This window comes from Roseinatronobacter monicus, from assembly GCF_006716865.1.
GTDB lineage: Bacteria > Pseudomonadota > Alphaproteobacteria > Rhodobacterales > Rhodobacteraceae > Roseinatronobacter > Roseinatronobacter monicus.
In genome coordinates this window covers 3,416,521-3,438,282 of sequence record NZ_VFPT01000001.1, presented here as the reverse complement: position 1 = coordinate 3,438,282, position 21,762 = coordinate 3,416,521, and the positions used below count along the sequence as shown (strand labels likewise).

General features: G+C 59.3%; 20 protein-coding genes and 1 tRNA gene. 14 read left to right on the top strand and 7 right to left on the bottom strand.

The features are described from left to right. Window positions 1–2 precede the first annotated feature (2 nt). The 3 genes from mnmE to hemJ form a co-directional block, all read right to left on the bottom strand. On the bottom strand, window positions 3–1,289 hold the full coding sequence (gene mnmE / locus BD293_RS16355) for a tRNA uridine-5-carboxymethylaminomethyl(34) synthesis GTPase MnmE (protein ID WP_142083579.1): 1,287 nt from the start codon (window positions 1,287–1,289) through the stop codon (window positions 3–5). Between the two features lies 1 nt (window position 1,290). Then, a complete protein-coding gene (gene rho / locus BD293_RS16350; protein WP_142083577.1) occupies window positions 1,291–2,592 on the bottom strand; it encodes a transcription termination factor Rho in 1,302 nt (433 codons plus the stop codon). A gap of 125 nt (window positions 2,593–2,717) precedes the next feature. Continuing rightward, window positions 2,718–3,155 (bottom strand): protoporphyrinogen oxidase HemJ, encoded by a 438-nt coding sequence (gene hemJ, locus BD293_RS16345; RefSeq protein WP_142083575.1) that lies wholly within the window; start codon window positions 3,153–3,155, stop codon window positions 2,718–2,720. Window positions 3,156–3,534: 379 nt separating this feature from the next. Here hemJ and BD293_RS16340 point away from each other — a divergent pair, with 379 nt between their 5' ends. Genes BD293_RS16340 through dnaQ form a run of 4 tightly spaced genes read left to right on the top strand, consistent with a single transcriptional unit; the run spans window position 3,535 to window position 6,227 of the window. Then, window positions 3,535–4,128: a Maf family protein gene (locus BD293_RS16340; RefSeq protein WP_425467937.1), complete on the top strand. Its 594-nt coding sequence runs from the start codon at window positions 3,535–3,537 to the stop codon at window positions 4,126–4,128. Then, on the top strand, window positions 4,125–4,952 hold the full coding sequence (locus BD293_RS16335) for a shikimate dehydrogenase (RefSeq protein ID WP_142083572.1): 828 nt from the start codon (window positions 4,125–4,127) through the stop codon (window positions 4,950–4,952). Before BD293_RS16340 ends, BD293_RS16335 begins: the two co-directional genes overlap by 4 nt. Continuing rightward, window positions 4,949–5,536 (top strand): dephospho-CoA kinase, encoded by a 588-nt coding sequence (coaE, locus tag BD293_RS16330; RefSeq protein ID WP_142083570.1) that lies wholly within the window; start codon window positions 4,949–4,951, stop codon window positions 5,534–5,536. Before BD293_RS16335 ends, coaE begins: the two co-directional genes overlap by 4 nt. Then, complete coding sequence (gene dnaQ, locus BD293_RS16325; RefSeq protein ID WP_142083568.1) at window positions 5,529–6,227, top strand: DNA polymerase III subunit epsilon; 699 nt, start codon at window positions 5,529–5,531, stop codon at window positions 6,225–6,227. The genes coaE and dnaQ overlap by 8 nt, the downstream gene beginning before the upstream one ends. Before the next feature lie 46 nt (window positions 6,228–6,273). On the opposite strand, the gene secB is transcribed toward dnaQ, so the two are convergent. Continuing rightward, a complete protein-coding gene (gene secB / locus BD293_RS16320) occupies window positions 6,274–6,798 on the bottom strand; it encodes a protein-export chaperone SecB (protein WP_142083566.1) in 525 nt (174 codons plus the stop codon). Between the two features lie 70 nt (window positions 6,799–6,868). Next, window positions 6,869–7,324: an FxsA family protein gene (locus tag BD293_RS16315; RefSeq protein ID WP_142083564.1), complete on the bottom strand. Its 456-nt coding sequence runs from the start codon at window positions 7,322–7,324 to the stop codon at window positions 6,869–6,871. Window positions 7,325–7,431: 107 nt separating this feature from the next. Here BD293_RS16315 and BD293_RS16310 point away from each other — a divergent pair, with 107 nt between their 5' ends. The 7 genes from BD293_RS16310 (at window position 7,432) to BD293_RS16280 (ending at window position 13,168) form a co-directional block, all read left to right on the top strand. Continuing rightward, a complete protein-coding gene (locus BD293_RS16310; RefSeq protein WP_142083562.1) occupies window positions 7,432–8,100 on the top strand; it encodes a Tim44/TimA family putative adaptor protein in 669 nt (222 codons plus the stop codon). Continuing rightward, complete coding sequence (locus BD293_RS16305; protein ID WP_142083560.1) at window positions 8,097–8,696, top strand: Smr/MutS family protein; 600 nt, start codon at window positions 8,097–8,099, stop codon at window positions 8,694–8,696. Before BD293_RS16310 ends, BD293_RS16305 begins: the two co-directional genes overlap by 4 nt. 169 nt (window positions 8,697–8,865) lie before the next feature. Then, window positions 8,866–9,990, top strand: coding sequence for a tRNA guanosine(34) transglycosylase Tgt (gene tgt, locus BD293_RS16300; protein WP_142083557.1), 1,125 nt, complete (start codon window positions 8,866–8,868; stop codon window positions 9,988–9,990). An 18-nt stretch (window positions 9,991–10,008) separates the two neighbouring features. Continuing rightward, complete coding sequence (locus BD293_RS16295) at window positions 10,009–10,707, top strand: phosphatidylserine decarboxylase (RefSeq protein WP_142083555.1); 699 nt, start codon at window positions 10,009–10,011, stop codon at window positions 10,705–10,707. Window positions 10,708–10,709: 2 nt separating this feature from the next. Continuing rightward, the gene (gene pssA / locus BD293_RS16290; RefSeq protein ID WP_142083553.1) at window positions 10,710–11,441 is read left to right on the top strand and encodes a CDP-diacylglycerol--serine O-phosphatidyltransferase; all 732 of its coding nucleotides are present in this window, start codon (window positions 10,710–10,712) and stop codon (window positions 11,439–11,441) included. 77 nt (window positions 11,442–11,518) lie between these two features. Further along, a tRNA-Asp gene (locus BD293_RS16285) sits at window positions 11,519–11,595 on the top strand. 256 nt (window positions 11,596–11,851) lie between these two features. Next, window positions 11,852–13,168, top strand: coding sequence for an ABC1 kinase family protein (locus tag BD293_RS16280; RefSeq protein ID WP_142083551.1), 1,317 nt, complete (start codon window positions 11,852–11,854; stop codon window positions 13,166–13,168). Window positions 13,169–13,176: 8 nt separating this feature from the next. On the opposite strand, the gene BD293_RS16275 is transcribed toward BD293_RS16280, so the two are convergent. Continuing rightward, window positions 13,177–16,887 (bottom strand): efflux RND transporter permease subunit, encoded by a 3,711-nt coding sequence (locus tag BD293_RS16275; protein ID WP_142083549.1) that lies wholly within the window; start codon window positions 16,885–16,887, stop codon window positions 13,177–13,179. Beyond that, on the bottom strand, window positions 16,884–17,984 hold the full coding sequence (locus BD293_RS16270; protein WP_142083546.1) for an efflux RND transporter periplasmic adaptor subunit: 1,101 nt from the start codon (window positions 17,982–17,984) through the stop codon (window positions 16,884–16,886). The genes BD293_RS16275 and BD293_RS16270 overlap by 4 nt, the downstream gene beginning before the upstream one ends. 219 nt (window positions 17,985–18,203) lie before the next feature. On the opposite strand from BD293_RS16270, the gene BD293_RS16265 reads away from it, so the two are divergent. The 3 genes from BD293_RS16265 to der all read left to right on the top strand — a co-directional run bounded on the left by BD293_RS16265 (window position 18,204) and on the right by der (window position 21,747). Continuing rightward, on the top strand, window positions 18,204–18,854 hold the full coding sequence (locus tag BD293_RS16265) for a hypothetical protein (protein WP_142083544.1): 651 nt from the start codon (window positions 18,204–18,206) through the stop codon (window positions 18,852–18,854). A gap of 52 nt (window positions 18,855–18,906) precedes the next feature. Beyond that, complete coding sequence (locus BD293_RS16260; RefSeq protein WP_142083541.1) at window positions 18,907–20,223, top strand: outer membrane protein assembly factor BamB family protein; 1,317 nt, start codon at window positions 18,907–18,909, stop codon at window positions 20,221–20,223. Between the two features lie 72 nt (window positions 20,224–20,295). Further along, entirely contained in the window at window positions 20,296–21,747 is a 1,452-nt protein-coding gene (der, locus tag BD293_RS16255) for a ribosome biogenesis GTPase Der (protein WP_142083538.1), read from the top strand. The last annotated feature ends 15 nt before the right edge of the window (window positions 21,748–21,762 follow it).

The following is a 21,762-nucleotide window of genomic DNA, read 5'->3' as shown; positions in this document are numbered from 1 at the left end:
TCCTACTTGCCGATACAGAAAGACGCGAAGATGTCACCAAGCAAATCTTCCACATCTATTTTGCCAATCAAGGAATCCAGCGCTGTCATCGCTTGACGTATGTCAGCTGCCACCAGTTCGGGGATATACCCCTCATCGGTCAGTTTTTCAATCGCACTCTCTAATGCGTGTTGCGCAGCAGTCATGGCCTGCAAGTGGCGACGCCGCACACTCACCCCGTCGCGCGCCGTCATCACAGACAAGCGCTGCACAATCTCTTGCAACAACGCATCAATCCCTTCGCTCGTCACACCCGACACTCCGCCCTGCGCTTGGGGAAACTGGTCAGCCTTGCTAAACGTGACAATATCATTAGGGATAACGTCTACAGGTGGTGGAATATCGGGTCCGTCACACAATATAATGCGAATATCGGCGTCAGCGGCGCGCTTTTGCCCGCGTGCGATGCCGATGCTTTCAATCTCTTCGCGCGTCTCTCGCAGCCCTGCTGTATCCAGCAATGTCACAGCATAGCCGCCAATATCCATGCGCAACTCGATAACATCGCGCGTCGTGCCTGCAATATCAGAGGTGATCGCAGCTTCCCGGCCTGCCAGCGCATTCAGCAGGGTGGATTTTCCCGCGTTGACCGACCCGATCAGCGCAATCTCGAACCCGCTTTGCACCCGCTCGCGTACCGCCTGCCCTGAAATTTCGGCCAATAGCTGAGATTGCACCGCATTCAGTTCTGCCAATATCATCGCATCAAAATTGCCGACATCCTCTTCGACGAAATCGATTGAAACCTCGACCAAGGCCGCTGCTTTTAGCAGATGCCCGCGCCACCCCTCAACCAGCCTGCCCAAGGCCCCATCCAAGACGCGCATAGCCTGCCGGCGCTGGCTTTCCGTCTCGGCCTCCAGCAGGTCACCCAGTGCCTCTACCTGCGTCAGGTCAAGAACGCCGTTCTCCAGCGCGCGGCGGGTGAATTCGCCCGGTTCTGCCATCCGCAGGCCGTGATCTTGCGCCAGACAGGCCTCAACGGCTGCGACAGTTGCCAGACTGCCATGCGTCATGATTTCTGCAACCTGTTCGCCGGTAAAGCTGGCGCCCTGGTCGAAGATTACGACCAATGCGGTGTCCAGCAAGTCCCCATCCGCGGTGTGCAGCTTTCGCAAGGATGCGCGGCGCGCCTGTGGCAGCGCCCCAGTCAGAGTTTTGACAACAGAATGCGCCTGTGGACCCGACACCCGAATAACAGCCACGCCCGATTTTCCACGGGCCGAGGCCAGTGCGAAAATCGTGTCCATGTCAGGAATTCATCGAGTCGAAGAAATCGCTGTTGGTTTTGGTCTGTTTCAGCTTCGAGATCAGGAATTCGATGGCGTCGGTTGTGCCCATCGGGTTCAGGATGCGGCGCAGGACAAAGGTTTTCTGAAGATCGTTCTTCTCGATCAGCAGATCCTCTTTCCGGGTGCCGGATTTCAGAATATCCATCGCCGGGAAGACGCGCTTGTCAGCCACTTTGCGATCCAGCACGATTTCACTGTTGCCGGTGCCTTTGAATTCTTCAAAGATCACTTCGTCCATGCGCGAGCCTGTGTCGATCAGCGCGGTTGCGATGATGCTGAGTGAACCACCCTCTTCGATATTCCGCGCAGCCCCGAAGAAGCGCTTGGGGCGTTGCAGGGCGTTCGCATCCACACCGCCGGTCAGCACCTTGCCCGAGCTTGGAACCACCGTGTTAAAGGCGCGGCCCAGACGAGTGATGGAATCCAGCAGGATCACCACATCGCGCTTGTGCTCGACAAGGCGCTTGGCCTTTTCTATGACCATTTCAGCCACGGCCACATGTCGCGTTGCCGGTTCGTCGAAGGTCGAGGCAATCACCTCGCCCTTGACCGAGCGCTGCATGTCCGTCACTTCCTCTGGCCGTTCGTCGATCAGCAGGACGATCAGATAACACTCAGGGTGGTTTTGGGCGATGCTATGCGCAATATTTTGCAACAAAACGGTTTTACCCGTGCGCGGCGGGGCCACGATCAGGGCACGCTGGCCTTTGCCAAGCGGCGAGACGATGTCGATGATCCGCGCAGAGCGGTCTTTTGTGGCAGGGTCGCCGGTTTCCATCCACAGCCGCTCATCAGGGTAAAGCGGGGTCAGGTTGTCGAAATGGACCTTGTGGCGCGCACGTTCCGGGTCATCAAAATTGATCCGCGTCACCTTGGTGATTGCGAAATACCGCTCATTCTCGGCGGGGGCTTGTATCACCCCTTCGATTGTGTCGCCGGTGCGCAGCGAATACTGGCGGATCACATCAGGCGAGACGTAAATGTCATCGGGACCGGGCAGGTAGTTTGCTTCTGGTGCGCGCAGAAAACCAAAACCGTCTTGCAGCACTTCCAGCACACCCTCGCCAGAGATGATCCAGCCTTCTTCCGCGCGTTCCTTCAAGATCGAGAACATCATCTCGCCCTTGCGCATGGAAGGTGCGTTCTCAATCTCCAACTCTTCGGCCATCGCCAGCAGGTCCGCCGGGCTGTTCGCCTTGAGGTCTGCGAGGTTCAGCGTTTCTTCGCTTTCAGGCCGGTCTTCGATCACCGTATCGGACATTGCAACACCCTGCTTGCCCACACCACGTGCAGGACATCTTGTCATCGTTTCATGTGGAACACGTCCCACCGGACGGCGGGGTTGGCTGTCGCATACGAAATATCAGCGCCAGAGTCAATCTGGCTTCAGAATTTCACGATCACCGACAGAACAATCACCACCATCAGCACGGTCGGGACTTCGTTCATCATGCGGTAATTGCGCCCGCTCAATGCATTGCCGCCTTCGGCAAAGATGCGCCGCCGCCGTGCGCACCACATGTGAAACCATGTCATGCCGATCAGCCCGATGAACTTGCTCCATGGCCAGATCAGGGACCAGTCGATCAGGCCGGGGATGGAGACCATCGTCAGCCCTGTCAGCCATGCCACGATCATTGCGGGGTTCATGATGACGCGCAGCAGTTTTTCTTCCATCGTCTGAAAGACTGCGCCCATTTCTGCGCTGGCAGATCGTTCAACATGGTAGACGAACAATCGAGGCAGATAAAACAAGCCTGCCATCCAGGCGATGACAGCCATGATATGCAACGCCTTGATCCACAAATACAGATCGCTCAACATGATTGCCTCTTCTCTGTTTTGTCCTTCTTTAATTAATAAAGAGATAGAAGGGAATGATGTTGTAGTAAGGCCTGTGGATATGGGGATAACTTTTCCATGCACAGAGTTATCCACACCCCCGCCAAATCTCGATACACGTTGAACGTGAAAAAAACGCAATTAAAACATAGGTATAAAACGGAACAAACCAAGAATAACGTGTTTGTTACTCTTGGTGATTCGGGTTTTGCACAGACGGTACGTGGCGAGTTATCCCGTGTGGACAGACCGGCCCGAGCCCTTGCGGCGGCGGGCACAACATGACAGCACTTGGCATGGCTGGGGATATCTGGCTAGTTTGCCATCACTTATTGGCGTGCTTGATCACAAGGTTATCCACATGACACTTGTCTTGGCTTCGGGTTCTGAAATCAGGCGTCAGATGCTTGAGAATGCGGGCCTGCACCCGGAGGTTGCCGTCGCGCGTGTGGACGAGTCCGCGCTTATTGCGTCCCTGCTGGCAGATGCGGCCCCTCCCCGCGATATCGCTGATACATTGGCAGAGGCCAAGGCGCGCAAAGTGTCCGGGCGTATGCCGGGCCGTCTGGTTTTGGGGTGCGATCAGGTTCTTGCGCATAAGGGCGCTGTCTTGGAAAAACCCCCGACGAAACAGGTGGCGCGCGATCAACTCTGCCTGCTGCGTGCAGGGACGCACCAGTTGCTGTCTGCCGCTGTGCTGTATGATGATGGCGAACCTGTCTGGCGGCATGTGGGCGTCGCGCGCCTGACCATGCGCAGCTTTTCCGACAGCTATCTTGATGCTTATCTGGACCGCAACTGGCCTGCGATTGGCGCTTCTGTCGGCGGATACAAGCTGGAGGAAGAGGGCGTGCGCCTGTTCGCGCAGATACAGGGTGATTATTTTACCATTCTTGGTCTGCCCTTGTTGGAATTGCTGAATTATCTGGCTTTGCGAGGAGAAATCGAGGGATGAGCAAGATACCCTTGGCCGGCGTCATCGGGTGCCCCATTGGTCACAGTCGATCGCCGCTATTGCATGGCACATGGCTGCGGGAGTACGGGATCAAGGGCCATTACGTGCCCCTGCATGTCGAAGCCAATGATCTGGAGCGGGTGTTGCGCGTTATGCCCATGATGGGGTTTTTCGGCGCGAATGTGACGATCCCGCATAAAGAAGCTGTGCTTGCCCTTGCGGATGATGTCACACCAATGGCGCGCGCGATCGGGGCTGCGAATACCCTGACCTTCGTGAATGGCGCGGTCCATGCTGACAACACCGATGGCTATGGGTTTTTGCGCAACTTGCAAGCGGGTGCGCCTGCGTGGCGTGCGGCGGACGGTCCTGTGCTGATATTGGGTGCGGGCGGTGCCGCGCGGGCTGTGATCGTGGCGCTGGCAGATGCAGGTGTCACCGATATTCGGCTGGCCAACCGAACCCGCGCGCGGGCAGAGGGGTTGGCGCAGGATCTCGGGGCGCCCATCACAATCGTTGATTGGGCAAATTGGCCCGATGCCGCGCAGAATGCCGCGCTTGTCGTCAATACAACTTCGCTGGGAATGGTCGGACAGCCCGCGCTAGAGTTGCCCGATACACTGTTTTCGGCGCAAACCGTTGTGACGGATCTGGTTTATACACCCTTGGACACCCCTTTATTGCAACATGCGCACCGCTCTGGGTGTGTTGTGGTCGACGGGCTGGGCATGTTGCTGCATCAGGCCGTACCGGGGTTCGAGCGGTGGTTTGGACACAAGCCAGAGGTGACCGAGGCGCTGCGCGCTGCGGTTTTGCGCGCATGAGGCAGCCATATCGACTGGGGTTGACAGGGTCGATCGGCATGGGCAAAAGCACCACTGCTGGGTTCTTCCGCGACATGGGCGTTCCGGTCTGGGATGCGGATGCAGCAGTGCACCGGTTGTATGGCAAGGATGGCGCTGCGGTCGGGCCGGTTGCCGCCCTTTGCCCCGAAGCGTTGCGCGATGCTGCGATTGACCGCGCAGAGTTGAAGCGCTGGATAGCGCGCGACCCCACGGCATTGGCTGCACTGGAATCTGTGGTGCATCCGCTGGTGGCGCAGGACCGCGAGGCGTTTGTCGCATCTCTATCTGGCCCACTTGTTGTGCTGGATATTCCATTGCTGTTTGAGGTGGGCGCGCAGGTTGATGGTGTCTTGGTCGTCACCGCGCCGGAAAATGTGCAACGCGCCCGCGTGTTGGAACGCCCGGACGTGAATGAGGCGCAACTTGATGCCATTCTTGCACGCCAGATGCCTGATGCCGAAAAGCGCGCGCGCGCAGATTTCGTGATCGAGACGACAGATATGGACAGCACGCGCGCGGCGGTCCAGAAACTGGTCAGAAGACTGGAGGCAGAACATGCGTGAACTGGTGCTGGATACGGAAACCACAGGGTTCGAACCCGGCGAAGGGCACCGGCTGGTCGAGATCGGCATTGTGGAGCTGGTCAATCTTATGCCGACCGGACGGACATATCACCAGTATATCAACCCCAAGCGCCCTATGCCGCCAGAAGCATTTGAGGTGCACGGGCTGGGCGATGACTTTCTGCGCGACAAGCCACTTTTTGAGCATATTGCCGATGCGTTTTTGGAATTTGTCGCAGATGACAGGCTGGTCATCCACAATGCAGCTTTTGATATGAAATTCCTGAACGCCGAGTTGGAATGGGCGGGGCGTCCGCTTCTGTCTTTTGATCGCGCCTTCGACACATTGACGCTTGCGCGCAAGAAATTTCCCGGCTCGCCCGCATCGCTGGACGCACTGTGTCGGCGGTTCTCGATAAACAATTCGGCGCGCACGAAACATGGCGCGCTGCTCGACAGCGAAATTCTGGCCGAAGTGTATCTGGAACTTGCGGGTGGGCAGCAGCCGGATTTCGCGCTGTCATCCCGACCTGCACAAGGAAGCGCTGCTGCCGGACAGCGGGCCGCCCCGCTGCCACGACGACCCAAACCCCTGCCCTCGCGCCTGACAGAAGCGGAAGCGCAGGCGCATGCCGCCTTTGTCACCGATCTGGGGGAAACGGCCGTGTGGGGAAAATACAGAAAGTCATGAAAAAGCCCCCGAAACCGGGGGCTTTTGTGCAGCACGTGACATCAGATCAATTTGCGACAGGTGTTTCGCTCTTTTGCGCTTGGGCAGCCGCCTGACGCTGCAATTCCTGCTTGTAGAGTGCCAGAAAATCAACGGTATCAAGGTTCAGGGGCGGGAAGCCACCATCACGCGTGACGTCTGATATGATCCGGCGGGCAAAGGGGAAGATCATGCGCGGGCATTCGATCAGCAGGAACGGGTGCAATTGTTCCTGTGGCACACCTTCGATATGGAACAGGCCGACATAGTCCAACTCGACGATGAACAAGGTCTGGTCGTCGGACTTGTTCTTTGAGGTGATCTTGAACTTGGTGCCAATCTCATACTGGTTTTCTGCTTCGCGCTTGTTCGCGTCCAGACTGACCTGCACCTGAATGTCGGGCTGCACATTCGAGCCTTGCAGCTTTTTTTGTGCTGCAACATTTTCGAAGGACAGGTCCCGCATGAACTGCGCAAGAATACGCATATTGACCTTTGGCTGGGGTGCGGCGGCGGCTGTAGCGCCATTGCCCTGCTGTTCGGATTCAGTCATCTAAAAGCTCCTTGTATCTTTTCGGGTAATTTTTGTCTGGCGCAGCTTGTAGCAGCGCGCCCGGTTTGGCTCAATCCCGCTTTTCCGGGTCATCCAAGCGCGGGGCCGGGGGTGATTCGGGATCGGGGCGGTGTTCGTACTCGCCTTCAATGATAACAACCTCGTCGCGCGCATGTGCAGCCCGAAGTTTTTTGAACAATTGCGCCAGTACAAGCATCCGCACAAAGGGAAGCAGCAATAAAACGCCGAGTGTGTCGGTAAAGAAACCGGGAAGCAGCAGCAGCACTGCCGCTATCATCCGAAGGGCGGAATGGGCCATCGGACTGGCGGGGCTGGCGTCACGATCAAGCGCTGCACGCACGTCATGCGCGTTGCGATGCGGCTCCAGCCGCATGAGGACCAGCGCTATTGCAGCGGTAGCAAACACCTCGGCCAATGTTCCGATCACGCCGAATTGTGCCCCGATTTGCACGAAGAGTGCAATTTCAAGGATAGGAACAGCTAGAAAAACCAGTAAAATCCACATTACTTCGCCCTTCTCGCGGGTGACATGGTCGCATGTGGTGGACTTGGCCCGCAACCCACCTTACATAGGCAACAGACCCGCCATACCAACCCTTGGCCGAGGAAACAATGGAACCTGCCGTGATCCAGCTTCTTATTCTTGCCGGAATAGCTGTCTTTTTGATTTTGCGTTTGCGCTCTGTATTAGGATCGCGAGACGGCTTTGAACAAAAACCATTGCCGCGTCAGGGTGCTGAGCCCGAGGCAGCAACAAAGCCACGCTTTGAAGTGATCGAAGGGGGTCCGGATACGGATATCACCGATCACGTGCCCGAGGGGTCAGACATGGCCAAGGCCTTGGGTCGCATGAAATCCACAGACCCTGAATTCAGCGTCGATAAATTTCTGCAAGGTGCACGTGGTGCGTACGAAATGATCCTGATGTCCTTCGAGTCGTCCGATCTTGACCCGATCCTGCCATTCCTGTCGCGCGATGTGTTCAACAGCTTCGATGAGGTGGTGCAGTTGCGTGAGAAAGAAGGATTGCGCGTAGACGCGACCTTTGTGGGTCTGCGCGAGTTGAGCATCGTTGACGCAGTGTTTGACGAGACGACCAAAGAGGGCGAGATCACGATCAAATTCGTGGGCGAGCTGACATCTGTGGTGCGCAAGGCGGACAGTGGCGAAGTGATTGAAGGCGACCCCAATGAGATCAAGCGTCAGAAAGACGTCTGGACTTTCGCGCGCGACATGAGCTCGGACAGCCCCAACTGGAAGTTGGTGGCGACAGGCGAATGAGCCGTCGGCGGCGAGGGCTCTCGCCAGAGGATCAAGACTTATGGGGCCGCGTGGTGCAGACTACGCGGCCTTTGAAATCAGAAGCCAGACCGGTTTTCATGCCGGACCCGGCACCGATACCCGAAGCAAAGCCAAGCTTGCGCAAAACACCCGAGACAGCGCGCGCAAGCTTTCGCCCAACCCCGTCGCGCCCACCCCCCGGCCATGATCTGGCGCACCCCTTGTCCGATGCATTGGCGCGCGTGCCGGTGCAGATGGACAAGCGCAAGTTCCAGCGCCTGACCCGTGGAAAACTTGACCCCGAAGCGCGCATCGACCTGCATGGCATGACGCTTGCGCAAGCGCATGGGGTGCTGAACGGGTTTATCCTGCGCGCACAGGCGCAGGGCTTGCGGCTGGTGCTGGTGATTACCGGCAAGGGCAAGACAGTCGGCGATGACGGCCCGATCCCGCGCAGGCAGGGCGCGCTGAAGCATGATGTGCCGCAATGGCTGCGCATGGCGCCGTTGAACGGAACTGTGCTGGAAATTCGAGAAGCCCATGCGCGCCATGGCGGCAGTGGCGCATATTATGTCTATTTGCGCAGACCGCGGTAAGGCTGGCTTTCAGCGCGGGGGCGTCGCCCACCCACCCACCCGCTTGCCCCCGCGCAGAAAGCGCCGCGCCTGAACCGTGGGAGTTGAGTATTTTTGGCAAGAAAATGCACGGTCACTTGGCAAAGCATGGCTTTTGCGTCAAAGGAGCGTCTGGCAAAGGGCAGTATGCATGGGTTTCAAATTTGACATATCGGCCCGCGATGGGCGCGCGCGCACAGGTGTGATCGCAACGCCGCGCGGTGAGATACGGACACCCGCATTCATGCCTGTGGGCACGGCGGCGACCGTGAAGGCCATGATGCCCGAGTCTGTGCGCGAAACCGGCGCTGATATTTTGCTGGGCAATACCTATCATCTGATGCTGCGCCCCACCGCCGAGCGGATTGCCAATCTTGGCGGATTGCACAAATTTATGAACTGGGACCGGCCTATTCTAACGGATTCCGGCGGGTTTCAAGTTATGTCACTCGCCTCCCTGCGCAACATGACCGAAGAGGGCGTGCGCTTCGCCAGCCATATAGACGGCGCGCGCCATATGCTGACACCAGAGCGCTCAATGGAGATACAGCGCCTGCTTGGGTCTGACATTGTGATGTCCTTTGACGAATGCACGCCCTGGCCCGCGGATGAGAAGACAGCGCGCGCGTCGATGGAATTGTCGATGCGTTGGGCGCGGCGCTCACGCGATGCCTTTGGCGACATCCCGGGCCATGCGCTGTTCGGGATTCAGCAAGGCTCGGTCTATCCTGACCAGCGCGCCGAGAGTGCTGAAAAGTTGCGCGCGATCGGATTTGATGGCTATGCGATTGGCGGGCTGGCCGTCGGCGAAGGGCAGGAGCTGATGTTTCAGGTTCTGGACTATGCTCCGGACCAGCTGCCCGAGGACAAACCGCGCTATCTGATGGGGGTGGGCAAACCGGATGACATTGTGGGCGCCGTGCAGCGCGGAGTAGATATGTTTGACTGTGTCTTGCCCTCGCGCTCGGGCAGGACGGGGCAGGGATGGACCGCGCGTGGCCCGGTCAATCTGCGCAATGCCCGCCACCGGGATGACCCGCGCCCACTGGAAGCGGGGTGCACCTGCCCCGCGTGCCGGAACTACAGCCGCGCCTATCTGCATCACGTCATCAAGAGTGACGAGATCATCGGCTCGATGTTGCTGACTTGGCACAACCTGACGTATTATCAACGGCTTATGCAAGGGTTGCGCGATGCAATTTCCTTGGGCAAGCTTGACCAGTTCGTGGCCCGCTTTCATGCCGACCGCGCGCAGGGTGACATAGACCCACTTTAACCTCGCGAAGGAGGCCCGATGGCCGCTGACATGCTTTCGACAGTCGTCAAGCCGATCCATAAGGAAGGCTACAAGTTTATTGGTATCTTTGCAGCGGTCACGCTGCTGCTGTTCGTGATCTGGCAGCCTTTGGGCTGGATCGGGGTGGTTCTGACAGTCTGGTGCTATTATTTCTTCCGCGACCCTGAACGCCAAACGCCCATACGCGACGGTTTGCTGGTCAGCCCGGCGGATGGCGTAATCTCGTTGATTGAACCCGCAATCCCCCCTGCCGAGTTGAACATGGGCAGCGCCGCGCTGACACGCGTGTCGGTTTTCATGAATGTGTTTAACTGCCACGTGAACCGCGCGCCAATCGGTGGAAAGATCACCAATATTTCCTACAGAGCGGGCAAGTTTTTCAATGCTTCGCTGGACAAGGCAAGCGAGCAGAACGAGCGGAACTCTTTGGCAATCGAGATGGAGGATGGTCGCAAGATCGCGGTTGTTCAGATTGCCGGTCTGGTTGCGCGGCGCATTCTGTGTGAGGTCAAAGAAGGGGATGTTCTGGCCACAGGCGCGCGGTTTGGCATGATTCGCTTCGGGTCTCGGGTGGATGTTTACCTGCCCGAGGGCGTCGAGCCGATGGTCGCGCTGGGGCAGACCATGATCTCGGCCGAGACGGTCATTGCCGATCTGTATGCACAAGAACCCCGCCGCTTGGCCGAGGCCCGTTAACCATGCCGCGAGAGCGCTTGCCCCTGCTGCAACTCGTGCCCAATCTGGTGACGATACTGGGCATGTGTGCCGGGCTGAGCGCTATTCGCTACACTTTTGATGGTCGGTTCGAGCTTGCCGCCGCGTTGATCATCTTCGCCGCCGTGATGGACGGGTTTGATGGTCTTTTGGCGCGCAAACTCAATGCTGCCAGTTCATTTGGTGCGGAACTCGACAGTTTTGCAGATTTTGTCAGTTTCGGGGTCGCGCCCGGCATTTTGGTGTTTGGCTATGCGCTGGCTGGGCCGATGGCCGGCGTCGGGTGGACCTTTGTGCTGGTTTTTGCAGTCTGCGCCTGTCTGCGGCTTGCGCGCTTTAACATCTCGCGTGCAGCACCGGACGGGCCGGTGCAGCGGCATTTCGTGGGTGTGCCTGCGCCAGCGGGCGCGATGCTGGGTTTGCTGCCTGTCTTTCTGGGCCTGTCCGGTGTTCTGGACCCTACGCGCGCGCCGTTTCTGGTGGCCCTGTATCTGGCGGGGGTCGGTTTTCTGATGGTCTCGCGTCTGCCGACCCCATCGCTCAAGGCCGTGCGGATCGCGCGTGAAAACGCCATCTGGATCATGATCGGGATGAGCGCTTTTGTGGGCCTGCTATTCTTGCGCACATGGCTGACATTTGTGCTGGCGGATCTTCTTTATCTCTCGGTTCTCGGGTGGCTTGCGTGGCGGCGCAGTCGCGCGCGCGCCAAGGCCTGATTTTGCCCCAGCGAGGGAATTTCCTGCCGCTTTGTGCTTGACGGGCGTTTCCGGATTGCCTAAACGGCGCTTATCGCGCGGTTGTAGCTCAGTTGGTTAGAGTACCGGCCTGTCACGCCGGGGGTCGCGGGTTCGAGCCCCGTCAACCGCGCCACTTAAAAGCCCCTGCCAATCGGCAGGGGCTTTTAACTTTGAAGCAGCGCAATTCTCCTACCTGCACCCCCCCTGAAGGGGCTGCGCCACGATAAAAGCAGATCATAGACAATCTTCATTTTCTTGCCGAAAATACTCGCGGGGGAACACGGCCGCAGGCCGGGTGGGGGCGGCAGCCCCCTCAACAAAAAGGACACGCGCAGCACAATTGAATGAACCCCCTCGACATTGTCTGATAGCGCGCCAAATTCCCCTTCATGTCGCAAGATCCGCCCCCATCGCCGCGCTCGGTCCCGCAACGTGCTTTTGCGCGCAACCTTCGTATTGGCGGTGTCGCAGGGGGCATTCTGGGTGCAACACTGGGGGGTGTTGCGTCAAATCTCATGCGTGGGCGCAGGGCCGATCTGGCGCAAGCGGCGCTGACCTCGGCCAATGCCTTGCGCCTTGCGGGGGGATTGGGGCATCTGCGCGGCGCGGCCATGAAGCTGGGCCAGATGTTGTCGATGGAAAACGGTTTTGCCTTGCCTACGGAAATAACGGCGATCCTTGGCCAGTTACAGGCAAATGCGCCCGCAATGCCGCCAAAGCAATTAAAGGCGGTGCTCATTTCTGAATGGGGCGCTGATTGGCACAAGCAGTTCGCGCGGTTCGATGTGCACCCGCTTGCTGCGGCTTCAATCGGGCAAGTGCACCGGGCACGGTTGCGCGATGGGACTGATCTGGCGATCAAGGTGCAGTTTCCGGGTGTGGCAGAAAGCATCGACAGCGATATTGCCACGTTGGGGCGACTGATGCGTATGCCGGGTGTTTTGCCGAAGGGCATGCAGATCGCACCGCTTCTGACCGAGGCCAGCGCGCAACTGCATCAGGAGGCAGATTATCTGCGCGAGGCGGCCGCGCTTGCGGCTTATGGCGCAGCGATGCAGAACGACCCTGCCTTCATTGTGCCGCAGCACCATAAGGATTTCAGCACACCGCGTATTCTGGCCATGGACTATGTCGAGAGCGCCCCGATAGAGGCATTGGCCGATGCCGCGCAAGACATCCGCAACACCACGGTCGCGCAGCTTATCACGCTGGTCCTGCGCGAGATTTTTGAGTTGGGCTATATGCAGACCGATCCGAATTTCGCCAATTATCGTCTGGCCCCGGATGGGCGACTGGTGTTGCTGGATTTTGGCGCAACCCGCGATATTGCGCCCGATATTGCCGCGCAGTATCGCGGCTTGTTGCGCGCCTTTCTTGCGAAAGATCGCGTGGCGATATGGGAGCAGATGCTTGCGCTTGGTTATTTCGCGCCCGATCAGCCAGAGGCGCGACAGGCGTTGATCGTTGATCTGGCGGTGCAGGCCAGTGCGCCCTTGCGACAGGCCAGCCTCTATGATTTCGGCCGCGCGACCCTGATCGAGGATTTGGCCATCGCAGGGGCCGAGTTGGGCGCTGCAAAGGATTTCTGGCACGTCCCGCCCGCCGATTTGCTTTTCATGCACCGCAAGATCGGTGGCATGTTTCTGCTGGCACAGCGGCTGCGCGCAACAGTTGATCTGCGCGCAGTGCTGGCACCTTGGGCCTGATGATATAGCTACTCTGCCGCGCGTAAGGGGGGTGTGTCGCGGGGCAAGGGTTCGCCAAGTTGCAGCGGCAGTTGCACCTCTTTGGGTTCTGGCGGCACGTCCCAGATCAATTCTGCATCCCGGATACCGCGCAGTTTTTTCTGCAATGCATGGTCACGCCGCGCCGTCGAATCACGCGGCGAGAAGATGCGAGCCAGACCAAACGCCCCGCTATAGGCCCCTTTTTCCACCCAGACGCGCAGCGCCAGCAGCGCAGGCGTCAGCATCAGCGTCAGAATTGTTGCGACGCCCAACCCGAAAACCACAGCCGTCGCCAGTTGCTTCCACCACAGCGCTGTGGGGTTGTCGATGGAATAGCCGCCACCCGCAAAATCAATCGACAGGCCCAGCATCATGGGGGTCAAGCCTGCCATTGTGGTTGTGGTGGTCATCAAAACGGGCCGGATGCGGGCCTCGACTGTGCGGATGATGGCCTCGATCCGGGGCATGATCTTTGCGTAATTCTGATAGGTGTCGATCAGCACAATGTTGTTGTTCACCACAATCCCGGCCAGCGCAACAATGCCTGTCCCCGTCATGATGACCGAAAAGGTCTGGTCCATGACCAGCATCCCGATCAGCACCCCGGCAGAGGATAAAACCACGGCCAGCAGTACCAGAACCGCATTGTAAAAGCTGTTGAACTGGGTCAGCAAAATCACGAACATCAGGCCCAATGCAGCACTGAATGCAACAGTAAGGAATTCGGTACTTTCTTCCTGATCCTGCTGCTCACCGGTCCATTCCCACCCGATGGAGGCAGGCAATGGCGCTTCGGTGTTCAGCCAGTCGGTCAGCGCAGTGATGCGTTCGGTGGCGGTGATTGGCACCTGACGCCATCCATTGCGCTCGATCTCGGCCAATGTCTCGCGCACGCGCTGATATTCGGGCGAGCCAGTCTCATGTTCGCGCGCCACCACTTCAGAGCGGGTCAGAACGCGCACCGTCTCGCCCTCGCGGTCCACGATCCGCACCAGACCAGAGCGCACATCCGCCAGCACATCGTAATAGCGTTGCTGGTTCACGCGGTCGATCTGCCCACGAGAGGCAACGGTTTCACTGGTGATGAAATTCGACAGCGGCACCAGACCGAAATTTGTCTGCACCCGCAACGTGTCCAGCGTCGACAGCAGTCTGTCACCTTCGGGCAGGCGCACGCGAATGTCGATTTCTTCTTCCGAAGTATCGACCCGCATCGTGTCCAGCAACAACCCGCGCGTGACCAGTTGCACCATGCCGCCAATCGTGGCCACATCTGCACCAAATCGGCCTGCCATTTCGGTATCGACATTGATTTGCCAGTCGATGCCGGGCACAGGGCGCGAATCTTCCAAATCAAACAGGCCGGGCATATCTGCAAAGCGTGCGCGCACCGTCTCGAACGCGGTTTCCAGTTCGCCAAAATCATCGCCTGTCAGGCGCAAATGCACAGGTTTCGCCCCTGCTGGCCCACCAGAGGCGATCAGGTACTCGGTATAAATGCCCGGAATCTGCTCGAATTGTTCATCAAGGCGGTCAAGAATGGCCTGCCCACTCAAGTGTGGCTGGCCCTGTCGTTCGCGCCAATGGGTCAGTTCAAACTGGATCTGGCCAATCGCATCGCGGGGCGGCCCTTCGCCTGCGGTGTTGGTGTCCAAACCGCCATCGCCCGCAAAGGCAAAAACAGATGCAAGCCCGTCTTCCGCCAGCGCGATCCGTTCAACCTGTTGCACAAGGTTGTCTTTTTGGGTCAGCGACAGGTTGCCGCGTGCGCGGACATAGATGATGCCTTGCTCGGGTTCGGTTTCGACAAAGAATTCCACACCACGGTTATTCTCGCCGTAATACTGAAATACGCCGATCACAAACGCGACGACAGCAACGACCAGTATTACCGGCATTACCGGGTTGCCGACGAACAGTTTGGCAACATATCCGGCCGGGGAATATTTGCGGGCGGCATCAATGCGCCGGGGTTTACGCGGAGAGGTGATGGCCGCGAAACTTGTGGAAATGCCCATCGCCGAGAGGGCCATCAGCACAGCACCCGGCAGCATCTGCGACAAGCTTCGGGCCGCATCTGTACCCCCGGTCAGCAGCCCCGGATTAAGCAACAACAGCCCCCCTAGCACCAGCCCTGCCACAAACACACCGGCAACCGTCAGGCACACCAGCAAAGGCAACGGGCGCAAGGCTTCTGTCATATAGCCCAGTTTACGCGCAAGGCGGCCTGTGATGCCACCAAGGACCGGCAAGAAAACCAGCGCCACCACAAGCGATGCTGTCAGCACAAAGATCAGTGTAACAGGCAACAGCCCCATGAACTCGCCCGCGACACCGGGCCAGAACAGCATGGGCAAAAACGCACAAAGCGTCGTCGCGGTCGAGGCGATCACCGGCCAGAACATCCGCTTGGCGGCCTTGACATAGGCTTCCATCGGGCCGTCACCTTCGGCAAGGCGTTTGTCGGCATATTCGGTCACCACGACCGCGCCATCCACCAACACGCCCACTGCCAGAATAAGCCCGAACATCACAATATTGGACACCGCGACATCCATCAGCCCCAACAGGATGAAGCACAGCAAGAATGATGTCGGAATGGCGAGCCCCACCAACAGCGCCGAGCGCGCGCCAAGGGCGGCCAGCACCACGATCATCACCAGAGCAATGGCTGTCAGCACCGAACCTTCAAGCTGTGTGACCATCTCTCCTGTCTGGATCGACGTGTCCAGTGCAGGGGTGATCCGAATGGCGGCTTGCAGTTCCTCGGGCCAAGAAGCGCGCTCTGCCTCGATCGCCTCGCGCACTTGGGCGGTGGAGTCGATGGCGTTGAAGCCCTTGCGCTTGACCACCTGAATGGCAAGGTTGGTTTCACCATTGAAACGGGCGGTCCCTTCGCGGTCTGCGAAGGTCAGGCGAATATCAGCCAGATCGCCCAAGGTGACGACCGAATCGCCATTCACCTTGACCGGCAGGCGATAAATATCTTCGGGACTGCTGAAGCTGGACGGCACTGTGACGGAGAAAGCGCCAAGATTGGTTTCCACCTCGCCCGCAGCGACAAGCTGGTTGTTCTGGGTGACCACGCGGATCAACTCGCCCGCCGTGACGTTATAGGCTTCCAGCCGCAACGGGTCGATCAGCACCTCGACCATTTCATCGCGCGAGCCAGCGATTTCAGCTTCCAGAACGGAATCCAGCCCTTCGATCCGCGATTGCAGATCGCGGGTTGCGCGTAAAAGCGTGCGTTCCGACACATCGCCCGCGACCGCCACGATGATGATAGGGAATTGCGAGAAGTTGATTTCCGCGATCGAGTAGTTTTGCGCGCCTTCGGGGAATTTACCTTCGGCCCGGCCCATCGCGTCGCGGATATCCGCCATTGTGGCGGTCTTGTCCCAGCCAAACTCGAATTCCAGCACTGCGGCGGCGAACCCGTCCGCCGAAAAGGCACTGAGGGTTTTCAGCCCGTCCAGATCGGACAGCTCGGATTCCATCGGCTTGACCAGCATCGTCTCGCCATCCACTGCCGAGATGCCGGGGAAGGGCACGGTAATGATGACGGCGGGCACCTCGATATCCGGCTCGCCCTCTTTGGGCAGCGAGAAATAGGCCGCAGTGCCAGCGCCCAGCACCATGACCAGCAGCGCCATCACCATGCGCGCATGGTTGGCGGCCCATGTGACAATGCCGATCATTGCTGCTCCTGAGCGTTGTCATCCCATGTCACATGCACGCGCGCACCTTCGCGGGTGAACTCCTGCCCGACGGTGATGGCGCCAATCTCGTCAGGCAGTCCGGCCAGCCAGATGCCTTCGGCGCTGTCGCGCAGGATCTGGGCGGGCGCGAAGCTGACAAGCCCCGCATCATCGACCAGCCGAAGGCCCAACTCGCCCGTGTCGTTCAACGTCAGGGCCGAGCTGGGAAGCAAGTGCCCGGTCTGGTCTTGCGCCTGAACGATGATATCGGCGCTTTGCCCGTCACGAATTCGGCCATCGGGGTTGGGAATGGTGACATCGACGCGAAAGGTGCGGGTCTGTGCATCGGCAGAGCGCGCGATAAAGCTGACCGTGCCCATCACTTCGCGCCCAGAGGCAAGCCGCGCGCCTGCGGGTGCATCGTGTTCTAGCCGGTCAACCTGTGCCTCGGTCGCGTATCCAACCAGCTTGATCGGGTCCAACTGAATTAGCGTTGCACATAATGCGCCCGGTTGCAGCAGGCTGCCCAGTTCCGCCGTGTCGGTTTCCAGAATGCCATCGAAGGGTGCGTGCATGACCAGACGGGCCATTTCCTCAACCGCGCGGTCGACACCGGCCTGTGCCGATTGCAGGGCCGCGCGCGCATTGGCCAAGCGCACATCCGTGGCAAAACCGCTTTCCGACAGGCCAGATGCGGCGCGGAAATTGATTTCAGCTTCGGTCATGCGGGCCTGCGCTTCGTCCAGTGCCGCCTTGCGCACACCGGGTGCCACCTCGCACAGCCTGTCGCCTGCTTGCACACTCGCGCCACGGCGCAACGGGTCTGATACGATCAGCCCCGATGTTTCCGAGCGGATTTCGACTTGGCGCATGGCCTCTGTCCGGCCCCGCAGAACGACTGTGGTTGCAACCGGCTGCGCGACAGAGCGCTGGGCCAGCACACGTACGCGCGGGGCTTCTGGGGTGTCTGCGTCTGACTGTTCCTGTAGCTCATCCGTCATCACCCCCGCAAAGCCGAGCAAGGCGTCGCGTTCCATGATTGCAAGATACAGAACAAGCGTTACTGCCACCGCAGTAACTAACGGAAAAACACGCATGTAGACCACTCCGATGGATCACGAGGCGAAAACTAAACCAAATACGCTAAACTGACCAGTTCAGATTTGTTTGCGCATGCAGAAAAACAAGTGCTGATGACCCGCTCACAACAAGGTTTTTGCCTGTACACGTGTTCTGGCGCTGATTCTACATAGGCAGGGCTTGGCAATAAGCCGTGCTTCGCGGTAAGAGGGGCTGAGTTTTGGCAGAGGTGGCGCGTGAGCAATCCCGACAGTTTTTTCAATGAGGTGACAGAAGAACTGCGCCGCGACCGCATGGTGGGCTATCTGCGCCGGTATGGCTGGATCGCGGTTCTGGCGGTTTTGCTGATCGTGGGCGGCACCGGTTGGAACGAGTGGCGCAAGGCAAATGACCGCGCCAATGCCGAAGCCTTTGGCGATTCTGTTTTGGCTGCTCTTGAAAATGATGACCCCGCAGACCGCGTGAACGCGCTGGCACAGATTGAAACGACGGGCGCGCAAGCGGGCATGATTCAACTGCTCAGCGCCGGTGAATTGATGGAAACCGACCGCGCCACTGCCATTGCCGCATTGCAGGCCGCGTCCGAAGATACAGCATTGCCAGAAGCATATCGCCAGCTTGCGGCCCTGAAACGGGTTATCGCAGGCGGCAGCGATATTCCGATGGATGAGCGGGAATCGCTGCTGGCGGGTCTTGCACAACCGGGGCAACCGCTGCGACCTATGGCGTTGGAACAGACTGCGCTTTTGCAACTGGAGCAGGGAAATCCTGAAACAGCCATTGAAATCATGACTGACTTGTTGTCTCAATCAGATGTGACTGACACATTGCGCCGCCGGGTGACACAGCTAGTTGTTGCGTTGGGCGGCGATGTTGCGTCACGCTGAACTGTGGTGTCTTGCAAACCCCGACCGAGCCGGGCTGGAGCGATAGGAGCATATGGTGAAACTCTGGACCTGCGCGAGCCTGCTTGCATTGGCGACTTTTGTCAGCGCGTGTAGTCGCGACTTCATTCTGGAAGGCGAGCGGTTTCCGCTGCGCGCTGCGTTTTCTGACGATGCGGGCGAGGTGCCCGAGAACCGGGCGCTGCCAATTTCATTGCCCGCAAGCGCAAGCAATTCCGAATGGACGCACCGGCTTGGTGCGCCGTCTTCGCGGATTGCGCATCCTGCGCTGGGCGGCAATCTGCAACCTGTCTGGTCGGTGCCCATCGGGCAAGGTGACGGACGTCGCCACCGCATCACGGCAGAACCTGTCGCCAGCGGCGGGTTGATCTATACACTGGACAGCCGTGCGCAGGTGACGGCTGTATCGAATGGCGGCAGTGTCGCATGGACACGCGATCTGACCCCAGGCTTTACCCGCAACGCGGACTCGGCCTCTGGCGGCGGGATGGCGATTGCAGATGGCAAGCTGTTTGTCAGTTCGGCCTTTGGTATGCTGTGGGCGCTGGATCTGGCGACCGGTGCCGAAGTGTGGTCCAAACGCTTTGACGCGCCGCTGACGGCTGCCCCGACAATTACGGGCGGCACGGTTTATGTCGTGGCCAGCGACAGCACAGGCTGGTCGCTGGATGCGTCAACCGGACAGACCAACTGGCAGCTTTCGGGTGCGCCATCGCCCTCGTCCATGGTGGGTGGCGCTGCGCCTGCGGTAAGTGGCGAGATGGTGTTGTTCCCAACCTCGGCAGGTGAATTGATCGCCGCGCGCCGCGACACAGGGCAGATCATGTGGCGCCGCGCAGTCGCTGGCACACGGATCGGGGTAGCCTATGCTTCTGTGACCGACGTGACGGGTGATCCGGTGGTGCAGGGCGACGTGATCTATGTCGGAAACCAGTCTGGCCGCGTCATGGCCTTGAACCGCAGCGACGGACGCCCCATCTGGACAGCGGATGAAGCGGCCTATGGCCCTGTCTGGCCTGTCGGCGGTTCTGTCTTCCTGATGTCGGATCGCAACCAGCTTGTCCGGCTGGATGCCAGCTCTGGCGCGTTTGTCTGGGGCACTCCGCTGTCGCTTTACACCGAGACGCGCGAGCGCAGGCGGGCAGAGATTCATCCGCATTATGGCCCGGTTCTGGCAGGCGGGCGTTTGATCGTCGGATCGGGCGATGGGGCGCTGCGCAGCTTTGACCCTGCCTCTGGCGCGCTTGTGGCCGAAACAGAGCTGCGCTCGGGCGCGGCTGTCGCGCCGATTGTTGTGGGGGGCACGCTGTATGTCGTGTCACGCGATGGTCAGCTAACGGCCTATCGTTAAAGGCCATAAACAGGTAATGGAACTGCATGGCCCCGTTGCGGGGCCATGTTTGCGTTCAGGAGCACGAGAGACATGAGTTTCACGCTGGCCATTGTAGGCCGCCCCAATGTCGGGAAATCGACCTTGTTCAACCGTCTGGTGGGCAAGCGTCTGGCGCTTGTTGATGACCAGCCCGGCGTCACGCGCGACCTGCGCGAAGGCGATGCGCGCTTGGGCGATCTGCGCTTTACCGTGATCGACACGGCAGGGCTGGAAGAAGTCACCGACGAAAGCCTGCAAGGGCGGATGCGGCGGCTGACGGAGCGCGCGGTCGACATGGCCGATATCTGCCTGTTTCTGGTCGATGCCCGCACCGGCATCACCCCCACAGACGAGATGTTCGCCGAGATTTTGCGCAAGCGCGCAGATCATGTGATTCTGGGGGCCAACAAGGCCGAGGGCCGTGCTGGCGAATCCGGTGTGCTGGATGCCTATGCGCTGGGTCTGGGCGAGCCGTTGCGCCTGTCGGCGGAGCATGGCGAAGGGATGGATGAACTTTATCACATCCTGCGCCCTGTCGCCGATGAATTCGCCGAACGCGCGGCAGTGGATGCGCCCGAGACAGACCTTGATGTCAGCGAAGACGCGCCCGAAGATTTCACCCCCAGCGCCAAGCGCCCGCTGCAAGTCGCCGTCATTGGCCGGCCCAATGCCGGAAAATCCACGCTGATCAACAAGATTCTGGGCGAAGACCGGCTTCTGACCGGCCCAGAGGCAGGCATTACGCGCGATTCGATTTCTGTCTCATTGGACTGGATGGGCACGCCCACGCGGATTTTTGATACCGCAGGCATGCGCAAAAAGGCGCGGGTCATCGACAAGCTGGAAAAGCTGTCGGTTGCCGATGGCCTGCGCGCTGTGCGCTTTGCCGAGGTTGTGGTGGTGCTGCTGGATGCCGCCATCCCGTTTGAGCAACAAGATTTGCGCATGGCCGACTTTGCCGAGACAGAGGGGCGCGCCGTCGTGATCGCGGTGAATAAGTGGGATCTAGAAGAGGATAAGCAGGACAAGCTGAAAGCCCTGCGCGCCGGGTTTGAAAAGCTGCTGCCGCAACTGAAGGGCGCGCCACTGGTCACAGTGTCGGCCATCACCGGCAAGGGGCTGGACCGGTTGCACGACGCGGTTTTGCGCGCGCATGAAGTCTGGAACCGCCGCATCTCAACAGCGAAGCTGAACCTGTGGCTGGGCGCTATGGTCGAGGCGCACCCGCCCCCCGCACCGGGCGGCAAGCGCATCAAGCTGCGCTACGCGACACAGGCCAAGACGCGCCCGCCGGGTTTCGTCATCATGTGCTCGAACCCCGAAGATCTGCCCGCCAGCTACACCCGCTATCTGGTCAATGGCCTGCGCGAGCATTTCGACATGCCCGGAACACCGATTCGGGTATTCATGCGCTCGCAAGCGGATAAAAACCCGTTCAAGGGCCGCAAGAAAGCACCGCCATCGAAGCTGCGCAAACATTTGCAGGGGCGCAAGCCGGACTAGGGCGCTGCTTTAACA

Excerpts from the sequence above, each read along its gene's own strand:
- mnmE (WP_142083579.1), bottom strand. The coding sequence starts at position 1,289 with ATGGACACGATTTTCGCACTGGCCTCGGCCCGTGGAAAATCGGGCGTG.
- rho (WP_142083577.1), bottom strand. The coding sequence starts at position 2,592 with ATGTCCGATACGGTGATCGAAGACCGGCCTGAAAGCGAAGAAACGCTG.
- hemJ (WP_142083575.1), bottom strand. The coding sequence starts at position 3,155 with ATGTTGAGCGATCTGTATTTGTGGATCAAGGCGTTGCATATCATGGCT.
- BD293_RS16340 (WP_425467937.1), top strand. The coding sequence starts at position 3,535 with ATGACACTTGTCTTGGCTTCGGGTTCTGAAATCAGGCGTCAGATGCTT.
- BD293_RS16335 (WP_142083572.1), top strand. The coding sequence starts at position 4,125 with ATGAGCAAGATACCCTTGGCCGGCGTCATCGGGTGCCCCATTGGTCAC.
- coaE (WP_142083570.1), top strand. The coding sequence starts at position 4,949 with ATGAGGCAGCCATATCGACTGGGGTTGACAGGGTCGATCGGCATGGGC.
- dnaQ (WP_142083568.1), top strand. The coding sequence starts at position 5,529 with ATGCGTGAACTGGTGCTGGATACGGAAACCACAGGGTTCGAACCCGGC.
- secB (WP_142083566.1), bottom strand. The coding sequence starts at position 6,798 with ATGACTGAATCCGAACAGCAGGGCAATGGCGCTACAGCCGCCGCCGCA.
- BD293_RS16315 (WP_142083564.1), bottom strand. The coding sequence starts at position 7,324 with ATGTGGATTTTACTGGTTTTTCTAGCTGTTCCTATCCTTGAAATTGCA.
- BD293_RS16310 (WP_142083562.1), top strand. The coding sequence starts at position 7,432 with ATGGAACCTGCCGTGATCCAGCTTCTTATTCTTGCCGGAATAGCTGTC.
- BD293_RS16305 (WP_142083560.1), top strand. The coding sequence starts at position 8,097 with ATGAGCCGTCGGCGGCGAGGGCTCTCGCCAGAGGATCAAGACTTATGG.
- tgt (WP_142083557.1), top strand. The coding sequence starts at position 8,866 with ATGGGTTTCAAATTTGACATATCGGCCCGCGATGGGCGCGCGCGCACA.
- BD293_RS16295 (WP_142083555.1), top strand. The coding sequence starts at position 10,009 with ATGGCCGCTGACATGCTTTCGACAGTCGTCAAGCCGATCCATAAGGAA.
- pssA (WP_142083553.1), top strand. The coding sequence starts at position 10,710 with ATGCCGCGAGAGCGCTTGCCCCTGCTGCAACTCGTGCCCAATCTGGTG.
- BD293_RS16280 (WP_142083551.1), top strand. The coding sequence starts at position 11,852 with ATGTCGCAAGATCCGCCCCCATCGCCGCGCTCGGTCCCGCAACGTGCT.
- BD293_RS16275 (WP_142083549.1), bottom strand. The coding sequence starts at position 16,887 with ATGATCGGCATTGTCACATGGGCCGCCAACCATGCGCGCATGGTGATG.
- BD293_RS16270 (WP_142083546.1), bottom strand. The coding sequence starts at position 17,984 with ATGCGTGTTTTTCCGTTAGTTACTGCGGTGGCAGTAACGCTTGTTCTG.
- BD293_RS16260 (WP_142083541.1), top strand. The coding sequence starts at position 18,907 with ATGGTGAAACTCTGGACCTGCGCGAGCCTGCTTGCATTGGCGACTTTT.
- der (WP_142083538.1), top strand. The coding sequence starts at position 20,296 with ATGAGTTTCACGCTGGCCATTGTAGGCCGCCCCAATGTCGGGAAATCG.